Annotated in this window: 16 protein-coding genes and 1 tRNA gene; 13 read left to right on the top strand and 4 right to left on the bottom strand. The window is 55.6% G+C overall.

Going from position 1 to position 13,949, the window contains the following annotated elements; all coding sequences use genetic code 11:
- Positions 1 to 20: 20 nt before the first annotated feature.
- The gene (locus GP473_RS02345; RefSeq protein WP_425488588.1) at positions 21 to 1,361 is read right to left on the bottom strand and encodes a nicotinate phosphoribosyltransferase; all 1,341 of its coding nucleotides are present in this window, start codon (positions 1,359 to 1,361) and stop codon (positions 21 to 23) included.
- A 58-nt stretch (positions 1,362 to 1,419) separates the two neighbouring features.
- Here GP473_RS02345 and clpS point away from each other — a divergent pair, with 58 nt between their 5' ends.
- From clpS to GP473_RS02390, 9 genes are all read left to right on the top strand, one after another.
- A complete protein-coding gene (gene clpS / locus GP473_RS02350) occupies positions 1,420 to 1,725 on the top strand; it encodes an ATP-dependent Clp protease adapter ClpS (RefSeq protein WP_185769229.1) in 306 nt (101 codons plus the stop codon).
- A 30-nt stretch (positions 1,726 to 1,755) separates the two neighbouring features.
- Positions 1,756 to 2,337 (top strand): DUF2017 domain-containing protein, encoded by a 582-nt coding sequence (locus GP473_RS02355; RefSeq protein ID WP_185769230.1) that lies wholly within the window; start codon positions 1,756 to 1,758, stop codon positions 2,335 to 2,337.
- A gap of 60 nt (positions 2,338 to 2,397) precedes the next feature.
- On the top strand, positions 2,398 to 3,561 hold the full coding sequence (locus GP473_RS02360) for a P1 family peptidase (protein WP_186277071.1): 1,164 nt from the start codon (positions 2,398 to 2,400) through the stop codon (positions 3,559 to 3,561).
- A gap of 9 nt (positions 3,562 to 3,570) precedes the next feature.
- Positions 3,571 to 4,257, top strand: coding sequence for a rhomboid family intramembrane serine protease (locus GP473_RS02365; RefSeq protein WP_246394872.1), 687 nt, complete (start codon positions 3,571 to 3,573; stop codon positions 4,255 to 4,257).
- A 222-nt stretch (positions 4,258 to 4,479) separates the two neighbouring features.
- Positions 4,480 to 5,379 (top strand): glutamate racemase, encoded by a 900-nt coding sequence (gene murI / locus GP473_RS02370; protein WP_185769378.1) that lies wholly within the window; start codon positions 4,480 to 4,482, stop codon positions 5,377 to 5,379.
- 174 nt (positions 5,380 to 5,553) lie between these two features.
- On the top strand, positions 5,554 to 6,351 hold the full coding sequence (locus GP473_RS02375; protein WP_186277073.1) for an MBL fold metallo-hydrolase: 798 nt from the start codon (positions 5,554 to 5,556) through the stop codon (positions 6,349 to 6,351).
- A 149-nt stretch (positions 6,352 to 6,500) separates the two neighbouring features.
- A complete protein-coding gene (rph, locus tag GP473_RS02380; RefSeq protein ID WP_186277074.1) occupies positions 6,501 to 7,247 on the top strand; it encodes a ribonuclease PH in 747 nt (248 codons plus the stop codon).
- Complete coding sequence (locus GP473_RS02385; RefSeq protein WP_185769235.1) at positions 7,247 to 7,885, top strand: non-canonical purine NTP pyrophosphatase; 639 nt, start codon at positions 7,247 to 7,249, stop codon at positions 7,883 to 7,885. Before rph ends, GP473_RS02385 begins: the two co-directional genes overlap by 1 nt.
- A gap of 192 nt (positions 7,886 to 8,077) precedes the next feature.
- Positions 8,078 to 9,457 carry an amidohydrolase gene (locus tag GP473_RS02390; RefSeq protein WP_185769379.1) on the top strand — a complete coding sequence of 460 codons (1,380 nt, stop codon included), beginning with the start codon at positions 8,078 to 8,080 and terminating at the stop codon, positions 9,455 to 9,457.
- An 11-nt stretch (positions 9,458 to 9,468) separates the two neighbouring features.
- Here the strand turns inward: GP473_RS02390 and GP473_RS02395 are convergent, their stop codons facing one another.
- Both GP473_RS02395 and GP473_RS02400 read right to left on the bottom strand, forming a co-directional pair.
- Entirely contained in the window at positions 9,469 to 9,831 is a 363-nt protein-coding gene (locus GP473_RS02395) for a DUF3817 domain-containing protein (protein ID WP_185769236.1), read from the bottom strand.
- A gap of 15 nt (positions 9,832 to 9,846) precedes the next feature.
- Entirely contained in the window at positions 9,847 to 10,326 is a 480-nt protein-coding gene (locus GP473_RS02400) for a hypothetical protein (protein ID WP_260619925.1), read from the bottom strand.
- 104 nt (positions 10,327 to 10,430) lie between these two features.
- On the opposite strand from GP473_RS02400, the gene GP473_RS02405 reads away from it, so the two are divergent.
- A tRNA-Leu gene (locus tag GP473_RS02405) sits at positions 10,431 to 10,512 on the top strand.
- 134 nt (positions 10,513 to 10,646) lie between these two features.
- On the opposite strand, the gene bcp is transcribed toward GP473_RS02405, so the two are convergent.
- A complete protein-coding gene (bcp, locus tag GP473_RS02410) occupies positions 10,647 to 11,129 on the bottom strand; it encodes a thioredoxin-dependent thiol peroxidase (protein ID WP_185769237.1) in 483 nt (160 codons plus the stop codon).
- Positions 11,130 to 11,282: 153 nt separating this feature from the next.
- On the opposite strand from bcp, the gene GP473_RS02415 reads away from it, so the two are divergent.
- The 3 genes from GP473_RS02415 (at position 11,283) to GP473_RS02425 (ending at position 13,576) form a co-directional block, all read left to right on the top strand.
- The gene (locus GP473_RS02415; RefSeq protein WP_185769238.1) at positions 11,283 to 11,561 is read left to right on the top strand and encodes a DUF3618 domain-containing protein; all 279 of its coding nucleotides are present in this window, start codon (positions 11,283 to 11,285) and stop codon (positions 11,559 to 11,561) included.
- 10 nt (positions 11,562 to 11,571) lie between these two features.
- Positions 11,572 to 12,708 (top strand): AbrB family transcriptional regulator, encoded by a 1,137-nt coding sequence (locus GP473_RS02420; protein ID WP_186277075.1) that lies wholly within the window; start codon positions 11,572 to 11,574, stop codon positions 12,706 to 12,708.
- Between the two features lie 196 nt (positions 12,709 to 12,904).
- Positions 12,905 to 13,576 carry a phosphatase PAP2 family protein gene (locus GP473_RS02425; RefSeq protein WP_222104964.1) on the top strand — a complete coding sequence of 224 codons (672 nt, stop codon included), beginning with the start codon at positions 12,905 to 12,907 and terminating at the stop codon, positions 13,574 to 13,576.
- The last annotated feature ends 373 nt before the right edge of the window (positions 13,577 to 13,949 follow it).

A 13,949-nucleotide genomic window follows, 5' to 3' on the forward strand; every position in this document is an offset into this window, starting at 1 on the left:
CTTCCTCTGCGACTGTGACACTACGTGGTGTGGCGCACGGAGAGCGCTGGTTCGTCTCGGGTGAGAGCTAGACCTTCCCACGGAAGAGTGACCAGCTGTTGTGCGAGGTAATCGCGGGATTCCGTGAGCGCTGGGATTTCTCCGACTAGCTCACCATCGCGCACCATAGGGATGGATAGCTGCACGTAGGAATGGTCACCGACTTCTGGCAGATCACCACCGAGCGGATAAGTGACTTCGTCGATGGCTGTACCCGTATTGCGGAATATGCGGATTGCGCCTTTGGCACCACCACGTGACTCTTTGCCGCGTGCTCGCTTAGAGACGGGCTGGCCTTCAACTTCGACGAGCTTATAAACCAGACCCGCTGTGGGGGCACCGGATCCCGTGACGACGGAGGTACCCACGCCAAAGATGTCCACCGGTTCGGAGCGTAACGCCGCGATCGCAAATTCGTCGAGATCCGAAGAGACGACGATTTTGGTGTTCGTCGCTCCGAGGTCGTCGAGTTGGCGTCGAACCTGACGGGAAACGACGCCGAGGTCACCGGAGTCAATACGTACAGCGCCTAATTCCGAGCCTGCCACGTCGATGGCGGTTGCAACGCCTTGAGTGATGTCGTAGGTGTCCACCAGTAACGTGGTGCCTTGTCCGTGAGCTTCTACCTGGGCGCGGAAGGCACTGGCCTCATCGGGGGAGCCGTCGGGATGTGTGTGCAAGAGAGTCCATGCATGCGCGGCAGTTCCGGTGGATGGAATGCCATAGCGTTTAGCGGCCTCGAGGTTACTGGTGGCATCGAATCCGGCGAGATAGGCGGCGCGAGCCGCAGTGACAGCGGCGTACTCGTGGGTACGGCGAGATCCCATCTCTATGATCGAACGGCCGGCGGCGGCAGTGACCATACGGGCAGCCGCACTGGCTACGGCGGAATCGGCGTTGAGAATAGACAGCACGACCGTTTCCAGGATCACGCATTCAGCAAACGTTCCCCGTACGGTGAGGATTGGCGAGTTCGGGAAGTACAGCTCACCTTCGCGGTAACCGTCAATGTCGCCGGTGAAGCGGTAATTGCGCAGATAGTCGATGGTCTCGGGGGAGAGGAAGTCCAGCTCAGCGAGTTGTTCTTCGGTGAAGACGAAATCTCGGATGGCGCAGAGAACACGAGGTATACCAGCCACTACACCGTAGCGGCGTTCATTCGGCAGACGCCGGGTGAAGACTTCAAAGGCGCACGTGCGGTGAGCAGTGCCATCTTTGAGCGCGGCCTCAAGCATGGTCAGCTCGTATTTGTCGGTGAGCAGTGCAGAGGAACGATTGCCTGCATGGCGGTTCTGCAGCTCGGTGGTATCTGGTGTAGTCACCCGATACATCGTAGTCGGGACGGGGCAGATTGTGTGCGCGGACGGTATCCTTTAGAACATGACGTCACCTGCAGCCCCTACAGCAACACCCGTTGAGGAAAAGGTTCCTGACATGGTCACGGATGCCAATTTACCGTGGCTGTGCATTTGTTGGGATGATCCCGTGAACCTCATGAGTTACGTAACCTATGTTTTTCAAACCACCTTGGGCTATTCGCGTAAGAAGGCCACGGAATTGATGATGAAGGTACACACTGAAGGAAAAGCCGTGGTCAGCTCCGGTGAGCGCGACAAAGTTGAGGTTGATGTGAAAAAGCTCCAGATGGCCGGTCTGTGGGCAACCATGCAGCGTTCGGATGGCTAAAACTAGGAAGGGAAGCGTCGAGGTTTAGTCATGGATGCATGGACCAAGAAGAAAAGCATGATGCGAGGTACCCGCTACATCACGCGCCTGGAACCGCTGGAACGGGAGATGCTGGGTGATAGTGCGTCGTTGGTGGCCAACCAGCTGATGGAGCGAGTGCGTACCGCACCAAAAGATGAGTTGGCTGAAATGACAGGAATGCCTTCCGGTCACGCGGAAGCGCCGGATAATCCAGCGCTGGCGCGCCTGCTGCCTAGCTATTTCGCAGATGGCGCTGAGGAGGTGGAGGGAGATGCTGCCCTCATGCGCCAACTTAACGAGACCGATATCATCCGTCAGAAGTTGCTGAACTTGCGGGTGCTGTGCGATGTTCTCGGCCCGGATGGTTCCGTGAATATTTCTCTCACTGAGTCGGAAGCAGCGATGTGGACAAATGCTCTGGCAGACATTCGCTCTTATCACTATGAACAGCTCAAACAGCTCATCGCTGAGAAGGGTGAAGATGCCGAGCAAGTAATTCAAGCTAATCAGTACATGGATTGGCTGGGTAGCCATTTAGATTCGCTCATGTATGCGATGATGGGCGACCTTGACCTCAACGACTTGGAATAAGTGTTCACCCGTGTCGAGTAGTGGGCAGTTATGAGAATGCGAGTAACGGAAGACTAGCTGATGTCCTTGGAGCTTTTCGGTTGTAGACCCGGTCCGCATAATGCCTTGATGGATGTGCGCGGGTTGGGCGTGGGTCATGCGACGTGTGAGGACGGTTCCGGTGATTCCGGTGTTAGCGTCATAGTCGCGCCGGGCGGCGCGGTGGCTGGTGTGGATGTGCGCGGTGGCGGGCCGGGTACGCGCGAGACGGATCTTCTCAACCCGGAGAATACTGTGGATGCCATTCACGCCGTCGCTTTGTGCGGAGGCTCGGCCTTTGGTCTCGACGCCACATCGGGTGTCATGGCGGTACTCGAGAAACACGGCATTGGGTTCCCCGTACTGGGCGATAGCGCTCCCGATAAGAAAATCCCCATTGTTTCCGCGGCGGTGATTTTTGATCTGCTGTTGGGACGTTGGGATTCGCGGCCGGATATGACCACGGGTGCACACGCCACGCGAGCGGCACTGCGGGCGCTGGCGCTCGCGGAAGGCGATGAGGAGGATGACCAACCTTATTCTTCGGACAATATAGGAGCGGGGCGTGGCGCGTCTGCTGGCGCTCTGAAAGGAGGCTTTGGGCAGGCCAGCGCTGTTTTCCCAGCTGGCACCCTATTGGCTGGCACTACGGTGTCCGCAGCCGTGGTGGTGAATCCGCAGGGCGGTGTTGTTAATCCGGCTAATGGTGTGCCGTGGGGCGTGGCTGCGGAATTAGAGGGGGAATTCGCCGCGTGTCCCCAGACTCGGTTGGAGGAGGCCGTAGTGGAACGCCTGCGCACGATGAATCTGTGGGGGACTAAGATCGCCCCACAGATGGTGGGGGTGGCGTCGGATGAGAGTGAGTCCACACCCCACAGTGCTACGAGTCTGAATACCACTATTGGAGTAGTGGCTACCGACGCCACACTGACCAAGGCGCAAGCAAAGCGCCTGGCGTTGGCCGCTCACGATGGTCTCGCTCGCGCGATTCGCCCGGCGCACATGCCCATGGACGGTGATACGCTGTTCGGCCTGTCCACAGGGTCTGACGCACAGCCGGTGAATCCGGTAGAACTGTCAATGCTTTCAGCCGTAGGTGCTAACTGTGTGGAGCGAGCGATTGTTCACGCTGTTCTCGCGGCAGAAAGCGCCTTTGGCGTCCCCTCATACCGTGAATTGATCGATCGTACTAGCAACACGGAGTAGCAACGTCGCGTGTATAACCAGCCCTATGATTCTCAGCCATTTAATCAGCGCCCTGGTCGACGAGGCGCTCCCAGAATAACTGGGCAAGCCGATATGGCAGGTCGGGGTAGGCGGAACCAGCCTCTTATGGTGACCCGCGCAGGTACGCGCATGATGTCCGCGTTGAGCACTACCGTCACGTTTTTAGTCCTCATTTGGGCCGTGCAGATCGTCAATGCGCTGTCTGGTTACCGGCTTACTGCCTTTGGTATTCGTCCGCATGACGTGGAGGGAATCTGGGGCATCATGTTCGCCCCATTTATTCATGCTAGTTTTGCCCACCTCATAGCGAATACTGTGGTGGCGGCGATTTTGCTGTTCATCGTGGCGTTATCGGGAAGCGGGGCTGTGGTTGTCAGCACTGTCATGAGCATGCTCGTGGGCGGCTTTGGGGTGTGGTTCTTCGCCCAGCCGTATTCGGTGCATGTCGGCTCGTCAATCCTCATTTATGGTTGGCTCGCGTTCCTGGTGACTCGTGGCTTTTTTACGGGAAGAATCGGTCAGATTCTGGTGGGGATCGTTGTGGCGTGCGTCTACGGCGGTATGCTCTGGGGCGTTTTACCAGGGCAGTCGGGGATCAGTTGGCAAGGGCACCTTTTTGGAGCGCTAGGGGGCCTTATGGCCGGATGGATGAGTTCCGGGTCGCGTTCTCATTGATATATTCTCGGCGCCAAGTCTGCCTGGCATGATGGCAATAGAGCCTCGTTCAGCAGGGACGGGAGATGCATCAGTGACGAACCCATGAGTGATAGAACCGTGACAAGGAATATGGATTACGCACTACATGATGAACGCGAAGAGCCTGTGAGTGATGAGCTGTCTGAGACACTACAACCGCAGCTAGTTGATGTCACCGACGCGGCTCAGGAGGCCGGTGCGATGGCGAAAGGCCTAAGCGATGCGTTGCCTGAAGACTCTATTGACGTGTCGGTAGGGGCTGTGGCCGATGTGTCGGGGAGTTCTTATAACAACGCCCCGATTGGCATGTTTGACTCAGGGGTGGGTGGCCTGACAGTGGCTCGCACTGTGGTGGATCAGCTACCTCATGAGTCCATCATTTACATTGGCGATACCGCAAACGCCCCCTATGGTGATAAGCCGCTGGAACAGGTGCGCCAATGTGCTGCTGCCGTGGCGGATGAACTGGTGGACCGCGGCTGCAAGATGATCGTTGTGGCTTGCAATTCTGCCTCGGCTGCGTTTATCGATTATGCGCGTGAGCATTACGACATTCCGGTCGTCGAAGTCATCCTGCCAGCTGTGCGGCGAGCAACAGCAGCCACCCGTAACGGAAAGGTAGGAGTGATTGGAACGGCGGCGACTGTGGAGTCCGGAGCCTATGCCCGTACTTTCGAAAAGCACGCAGGTGAAGGGGTGGAAGTCTATCAACAAGCGTGCCCGTTGTTCGTTCCTTTCGTGGAACGGGGCATCACTACAGGACGCCAAATCTTGGGCATTACTGAGAACTATTTAGAATCATTAAAAGACGCAGATGTGGACACCGTAGTACTGGGATGCACTCACTATCCGTTGTTGAGTGGAGTGGTTCAGTTGGTGATGGGGGACAATGTGACGCTGGTGTCTTCCGCGGAGGAGACAGCAAAAACTGTGTATCGGCTGCTTAGCGAATCAGGTCAATTGGCTGATACCGACCCGCAGCGTTCCGTCAGACTTAGCTTCGAATCAACGGGAGACCCCGCACGTTTTGCTTCTCTCGCAACTCGGTTTTTGGGACCCGCTATTACTTCGGTGTCTCATATTCCAGAAATCTTGCGTTAGACCAGATAAGATTTGAAGGCAAAACATTCGTTGCGATGCGTGTCGCTGAGGTTACTACTGAAGCGGTGTGTGAGAACGTGAGAAATCTAGCATTCCTACCGGCGATGTGAGATTACCTAAAATCTTCGTCGCCTAGGGGTGAATTTTAGGCTTCTCGTGGGAAAATAAACATCTATGGAACTGATTGTCTTGGGCTGTTCAGGAAGCGTTGCAGGGCCGGAATCTGCAGCATCGGGGTACTTCCTGCGTGGAAGTTCAGGGGAAAACGTCCTTCTTGACATGGGGCCAGGAGTTTTGGCTGCCATCCAGCGCACGCCAGAGGTAGATCCTTCTCAATGCCATGTGATTTTTTCGCACATGCATGCGGATCACTGCTTGGATTTTCCATCGCTCCTCGTGTGGCGTCGGTACCATCCCACAGCCCCCGCCACGGTGAGGCACAAACTCATCGGACCCCAAATGGCGCAGATTCACCTGCAACGCGCGGGCGGCGATTACCCCGATCAGCCAGACAACATCGAGGACACGTTCGATGTGCTTGTTCATCAGGTGGGCGAGGGGGACTTCGACGCCACCATATGGCCTGTCTACGAGGTGGGAGAACTTCGGGTATTTTCCGCTCCGGCCGTACACACCACAGAGAGCTACCTCACCAGAATCCAGGATTCTGATGGAACCAGCATTGTCTACACCGGTGATACCGCTCCGACCGATGTGTTGCCACGATTCGCACGAGGTGCCGATCTTTTGGTGTGCGAGGCGACGTGGGGAGAATGCGGGGGTGATAAGCCAGAAGGCATGCACATGGCTGGTTGCGATGCTGGCAAGGCAGCCCGGGAAGCAGGAGTGAAGACCCTGCTGTTGACCCACATCCCACCATGGGGAGATGAAGAGGCGACGTTCCGGGGAGCCCGTTCGGAATTCGAAGGGGAGATTCTTATAGCGAAGTCCGGGATGAAGCTCATCTTCTAAAAGACAGGCTGGGCTCATTATTCGACAGACAAGTCCCCCGCAAACGGGTCCCTTCCTAGACGGTTATCTGTAGACAGCTTTCTTAGACAGCTTTCTTTGTTAGATAGCTCCCCGCAACGAGGAGTCGGGGAGCTTGTAAGCTGGCGAATATGGCTAAAGAAACCTCTTTCACCCGCGCGGATGGACGCGCAACTAATGAATTACGCCCAGTACGCATCACTCGCGGTTTCACCACCAACCCGGCTGGATCCGTTCTGGTGGAGTTCGGTAACACCCGGGTAATGTGCACCGCCTCCGTCGAGTTTGGGGTACCACGCTTTAAGAAGGATTCTGGGGAGGGGTGGCTCACTGCAGAATATTCGATGTTGCCTTCTGCCACCCATGAGCGCATGCCTCGCGAATCTATGCGTGGCAAGGTGAAGGGACGCACTCATGAGATCTCTCGTCTCGTGGGGCGTGCCTTGAGGGCCGCAGTGGATCTGACGGAGTTGGGGGAGAACACCATTGCTATTGACTGTGACGTATTGCAAGCAGACGGCGGAACTCGCACGGCGGCAATCACTGGGGCATATGTCGCTTTGGCGGATGCATTGGCCTATCTGCAAAAGGAAGGAGTAGTGCCGGGGCATCCGTTACGTAAGCCTGTGGCGGCTGTCTCCGTGGGCATTATTGACGGTGTTGCTTGTTTGGATTTGCCGTATGAGGAGGATTCCCGTGCGGACGTGGATATGAATGTTGTCATGACAGAAGAAGGCCGGTTCGTGGAAATCCAAGGAACGGGTGAACATAGTGAATTCACCCGTGAGGAACTTAATGACATGCTGGCCCTAGCAGAGGAAGGGTTGCAACAGCTTATTGCTGTGCAGAAAGCGGTATTGAAGGAGAGCCTGGACTAATGCGCGTTCTGGTGGCATCGCGTAACGCAAAAAAACTTAAGGAACTCAACCGTGTTCTGGAGGCAGAAGGCATTACGGGAATTGAGTTGGTGACCTTGAGCGATGTTGAGGAGTATGCAGAGACTCCGGAAACGGGCCGAGATTTCGTCGATAATGCTCGGATTAAGACCAGCGATGGTGTGCGCCACACCGGGCTAGTTACCATCGCCGATGATTCGGGTATTGCCGTGGATGAACTGCGTGGCATGCCGGGTGTACTGTCGGCGCGTTGGGCGGGTCAGCACGGAAACGACGCCGCTAATAATGCTTTGCTACTCGCCCAGTTGAGTGACACACCTGATGAACGCCGTGGTGCACACTATGTGTCTGTGTGCGTGATGCAATTGCCGGAAGATGTTGCGTCGTCGGCTGGGATGGACACAGAGTATGTAGGTGAGGGCCACTGGCGTGGCACTATTTTGCGAGAAGAACGCGGCGAGGGCGGCTTTGGGTATGATCCACTGTTCTCTCCAGTGGAGGAGTCGGGCACGTCAGTAGCGGAGCTCAGTCCCGAACGCAAAGATGAACTGTCCCATCGCGGTAAAGCTTTGGCTCAGCTCGTGCCGGCTTTGCGTCAGCTCAGTAGACTTGAGCATTAAAGGTTCTTGGAAACCGTTTTGCCTGCTCGGGCTAAGCAAAGTCGCATGCCATCAGAGCAGGTTAATCCCCACATCGAAAAGTGAAAGGACTGAGCCTCTGTGACCGCCGATGTCGGTTCCGCCTCACCAGCCACGGTCTTTAGCCCCCAGGGCAAACTAGCTGCTAGCCCGGCGCAGATCGTCGAGGAATACATGGGTCCCCTGAACGGCGGTCGAGTGGACGGCGACGCCTCCCCCGAGGGCGGAAGGCTTGATCTGGAATGGCTAGAGAACATTTACAAGGAGTTCCACCAGGAACCGGAGCTGTCCACCGCCGAAGAGAAAACAGCCGCCCGTATCATTCGTGAGCTCACACCTTTTACTCACTGGAAGGTCACCACCAACATTGGTGGCTATGGCATCACCGCTGTATTGGAAAATGGCGAAGGGCCCACCGTGTTGATGCGTGCTGACTTTGACGGGCTCCCCGTCGCAGAGAAAACCGGGGTGGACTATGCCTCGAAGCACTCTCAATTAGACGCCCAAGGCCAACGCGTGCCGACGATGCATGCCTGTGGGCATGACCACCACGTTACGAGCCTGCTAGGAGCGATGCACGTTCTGGATGGTACTCGGGATAAATGGACCGGTACGGTAGTGGCGCTTTTCCAACCAGCCGAGGAAGCCTCCATTGGAGCCAACGGCATGGTGAATGATGGCTTGGGCAACATCATCCCTCGCCCCGATGTTTGTCTCGCACAACATATTGTGGCTGGACCGGCGGGAAGAGTATTTTCCGCCCCTGGTCCGGTGATGACCAGTTCCACCACCATCGAGATCACTCTCTACGGGCGTGGCGCCCATGCCTCAATGCCACACCGATCAGTTGATCCAGTTGTGTTGGCGGCCTCCACCGTTATGAAGCTACAAACAGTGGTGTCCCGTGAAGTACCACCGGATCAGTTTGCTGTGGTGACTGTGGCGTCGGTGGAAGCGGGCAAAGCCAACAACGTGATCCCAGATTCGGCCAAGATCTCGCTGAGTTGCCGCTTTTACGATGAGGCATTGCGCAAAAAGTGCGTGGATGCCATTAAGCGCATCGTACGAGCAGAAGCGTTGTCCATGGGGGCTGACCGCGAGCCAAATTTCAAATTTGTGGGCATGCTCGGGGCAACAAACAATTCCGAGGATGTCTTCAAGATGGTTCGCGGCAGTTTCGACGAGGCATTCGGAGACGAGTCTGTGGACATGGAACCATGGACGGCCTCCGAGGATTTCTCCGTCATCCCGAAGTCCTTCGGAGTTCCTTACATGTTATGGACCGTGGGAATTACCCCGCGGCGGCAATGGGATCGTGCTGAACGCGCTGGTCGTTTGGATGCTGACATACCAACGAACCACAACCCGGCGTTCTTGCCGGATCTTACAACCCTTCCGGTGGGAGTGCGGGCAGCTGCAGTAGGGGTGCTGTCCTGCCTGCAGGGTTCGTGGCCTCGGCCAGATAAAAGCAGCGAGGATCAAACATATTTACCAACTGTCCCGACAGACGCGGACATTGACGCGGTTGCGGTAGAAACATCCGGTGCTGACTAACGGCTGGAACGCTATGCCAAGTCGTCAAGCTTAAATGCGGTGACAACCTCGTTGCGGCGCTTCTTTTCAACGTAGAAGCTGAGAAATGGCACGACGCCAGCGAGCATCGTCGTTAACCATTTCGCAGGCTCCCAGCGAGCCTTAGTGCCCAAATCGAGGCATGAGATGGCGTAGAGCATGAAGAACAAACCATGCGTGGGGCCGATATAGGAAAACCAGGTTGGCTGGTTCCCGTTGCCCAAAATGATGTACTTGATGATCATTTCCGCGACCAGAACCAGCAACCAAATACCGGTGATAATAGCCATGGTGGAGTAGAACTTTAGACTCTTGGCGACGCGCTTCTGACGCGCTGGGTGCACAGGGGTGCTCATCTAGATAAGGATCCTTTAATCGTTGTCTGGTTGCGTGTTCTTGGCGTGCTCGGCGGGAGAGGAGGATGGGTCGGACTTGCGTGCCTGTTGGCGTCTGTCGTCCGTCAGGATTTCTTGGCTATTTAAATCCGTGGGAACGCGTTGGCCAGGAAGGTGGATGAAATCTTCCGGAATCTCCGTCATAGATTCCCTGTGTGCTTTGGGCACAGCGGCCATCTCATCGCCATTGAGACGTTCACGCTCATACTGAATGTACTTGCGGTAAACCACCACGATAAATGCGCCGAATATTGGCCACTGCAGGGCATAGCCGAGGTTTTGGAAATCTCCCTGAGCAGATGTGAAGCGACACCATTGCCAGTAAGCCAATCCGATAGTCGCGAGAACCGCGAGGACGATAAAGATCATCTGGACGATTCGCACGCGTAGCGGGAAGGGTTCAAGCCGTTCCTTCGGGAGGTTACGATCCTCATCCGACGCATGTTCGTGCAGCATACTCACAGTTTTACAGCTTACCCAGTGGCCAGTTGAACTTTCCACTGCGTTAGTTGCTAGTATTTGTAGATGATCGCACGAGCCCGAGGTGCCGTGCGGCTAATGCGCCCGTGGCGGAATTGGCAGACGCGCTGGATTTAGGTTCCAGTGTCTTATGACGTGGGAGTTCAAGTCTCCCCGGGCGCACGCTGAAAAAGGACGTTTATCCGGTATAAACGTCCTTTTTATTTTGTTAGAAGCTCGGCAGAGTGCACACAAAGTCCGGTTCTCACAGGAGTGGAAAATATAGACCTCGTTTGCTCTGCCGGCGCCGGACACACCTAGGCACCGATTTCTTTGATGATCCGGGCTACGTGGCCGGTAGCTTTGACGTTGTACTTGGCCAGGGCGATGGTGCCTTCTTCATCGACGAGGAAGGTGGAGCGAATGACACCCTGCACAACTTTGCCGTAGTTTTTCTTCTCCCCGAAGGCTCCATAGGCCTTCATGACGGTCTTGTCTGCGTCGGACAGGAGGGGGAAAGTTAATTCATACTTATCGCTAAACTTTTTAAGCGCTTCAGGCTGATCGGGCGAAATGCCTACCACTGCGATGTCCTGACCGTTGAGCTGGGTGAGCGAGTCGCGGAAGTCACAGGCTTCTGTGGTACACCCTGGTGTATCGGCTTTGGGATAGAAGTAAATGATGACCTTCTTACGCTTGAAATCGGCCAGCGAAACTTTCTCGCCATCGGCGTTTACCAATGTGAAATCCGGTGCAGCCACACCTTCTTCTAAACGAACAGCAGTGTTGTTTTCAGTCATGAGCCCCACTGTACCGTGAGATCAAGAAGTGTTGCCGGCAGGATTGAGCCCTCAACTTCGGTACATACTTCGGTACATGCGGCAAACATCCTCTACAATGGTGCAAGTATTTAGTTTAAACGTCCGCTGTACTCGTACAAGGGAGAATGTTCCGTGGCCCGTAGTGTCGATGCCATCCAGCGCGATATTGAGCGCACCCGTAACCAGCTCGCTAAAACTCTGGATGAGCTTTCTGTGCGCGCCGCCCCAAAGAACTTTGCTAACGATGCCAAGGCGCAGGCCTTGGGCACCGTGAAAGATCCAAAGGTTCAGATGATTGCCGGCGGCGTTGCTCTGGGTATTGTGACCCTGACTGCTTTGCTCATCTCCTCTAAGCGAAAGGAGAAGAAGCAAATTAAGGAGATTCAGCGACTCCTTGCAGCTACTCGCTAAGTCGAGCGAGATGAGTGAACGTCAATCCCGGCAGGCAGATAGAGCCTCCGGGATTTTCACACGTTGGGCTCGTTTAGCGGGTTTGGCGGTGCTAGCTATCATCGGCGGAGTACTCGGTGAGAAGGTAGGCGTGCCCGCCGCATGGATTTTCAGTTTCCTTGTGGTGTTTGGGATGTATGCGATCTTCGGAGATGAACGGGTGACTCCTCCGAAGAAAGCGATGATTCCTTCGCAGGCGATCATCTCCCTACTATGTGCCGCGCCTCTGGCGACCGTGGGGATTTCTTCGGCTGCCAGTTACGTCGGCGCGGTGATTATCTCTTTGATGACGACCTTCGCCGTGTGTGCGTTGGGGTCCTGGTTGCTTGTGCATTGTCGTAAAGTCACCCCGGCGACGTCCGTGTTGTCAACGATGGCTGGCGGAGCATCCGGCATGGTGATGCTTGCGAATGAGATGGACGACGCAGACATACGCTTTGTCACGCTCACGCAATATCTGCGGTTATCCATCGTGGTACTTACTCTGCCTGCCATGGTTCAGCTGCTCGGAGGGATCCACTCCAATGGTGGAGGTGCGGGAGATATCGGCGAACACACCGCTTGGTGGGATACCAGTTGGCAGCCGGTTATTGGCGTGGTGTGCACCATTGCCGTGGTGTGGTTATTTACGCGTGCCACGAGGCGCTGGTTTACGGTGTCCTCGCCTTATTTGTTGCTGTCAATCGCTTTTCTTATTGTCGCGCATGTCATCGGTTTGCCCGCTCAGTTTTTAACCCCGGACGGTCTGGTGGTGGATGTGGCCTATGCCCTGATTGGTATTCAGGCGGGTGGGACCTTGACGAAAAGCGCATTGCGGCAGTTTGCACGGGCTTTGCCGATCATCGTGAACGTGGTGCTGTTGATGATTGTTAGTTCCTTGCTCGCTGCGTTGGGGATTAGCGCGTTGTGGGATCTTACAGTGTTGGATAGCTACCTAGCCACCGTGCCCGGAGGAATCTATGCAGTGCTGGCATTTGCGCACGAAGCGGGTTCTGACCCGGTTGTGACAGTAGTTCAGGTGATGCGCATGATAGCCATGCTTGTTGTTGGTGCTTATGCACCGCAGATTATTGACACACTGCGGCGTCGGTCAGAGAAAACGCATTGATGAAACTAGAACGTCCAAGTAGAGGAATACCTTGCCGATATTTTCCTGAGCCCCGCCGCTAGTCTCGCCACGGCCGCAATGTCATTAGGTGCAGAAAGTCTCCGAGCGGAGTGGAGGTTAACTCCCAGCTTGCTCTCATCTGTGACTGCTAGCCTGGGCTCACATTTTCCCTATCTCCATCCTGGAGAACAATTTAGTGAGTGAGGTTTTCCCTGTGTTGAAGTTTGGGCGCACGTGGTCTGTGGCAATCGGCGCCTTTTTCATTACCGTTGCTTTTGTTATTGGCATGCTTACCCGTTGGTGGTTGGTCGTGGATGGCGATAACGACGTCCTCGCGGAATTCATTGAGCACCGCTCTTCGTGGGCAACCGTTGTTATGAAGGCCGCTACGACTTTGTTCAATCCTGTGTCAGCGATAGTCTTTTCCCTCCTCGCTGGAGCGGTCGCGTGGTCGTGGACTAAACAGTGGAAGAAAGGGGCTTATATCGTTGCATCCGTTGCGGTCTCGGGTGCTATTACCCAGGTACTCAAGCGTGTTTTCGAGCGATCCCGCCCGCCCCGGCTCGACCAAATCCTCCTTGAGACTGACTTCAGTTTCCCCTCTGGCCATGCTACCGCTGTTGCGGCTCTTGCCGTGGGCATTGTTTTGTTCCTGAGTTATCGCGGCTATCATCGCCGTCTAGAGTTTGTAGTCCTTGCAATCGCTGCTGTCATTATCGCCACGGTTGCCGCATCACGGCTCTACCTGGGGGCTCACTGGTTTAGTGACATCTTAGCCGGCACTCTCATCGGCGCCGGTACGGCGTTGGTGCTCATTCCGATTCTCCCGGCATCAGCACGTTCCCGTTCAATCTCAGCAACTTCGTGAAGACTCACGGGCACGCCGCTGGTTTGAGCTCGATAACCCTCCTGGTGGATGTGGGTTATGCACTCATTGGTGTTCAGGCGGGTGGGACATTGACTAAGAGGCCTTTGCGGCGGTTTGGGGGGCGGGGGCTGTGCCGATCATCGTAAGCGTGGAGTTGTTGACGATCGTGGGTTCCTTTACCGGGAGAGCGTCTATTCCGGGAATCGTAGAAGAATCAGTAAGGTAACCCCGCAGTTCTGGTGGGCTGGCAATGGATGGAATATCATGACGCATTCTCAATGCCAGATCGATTTGTAAGCGAGACTTCCGGCTTGCTGCGCCCAGCGCATGCTGCGATCGAAAGCGATGGAGAAGTTTCGCCGCGAGAGACGTG

It is taken from the genome of Corynebacterium anserum (assembly GCF_014262665.1).
Classification (GTDB): Bacteria; Actinomycetota; Actinomycetes; order Mycobacteriales; family Mycobacteriaceae; genus Corynebacterium; species Corynebacterium anserum.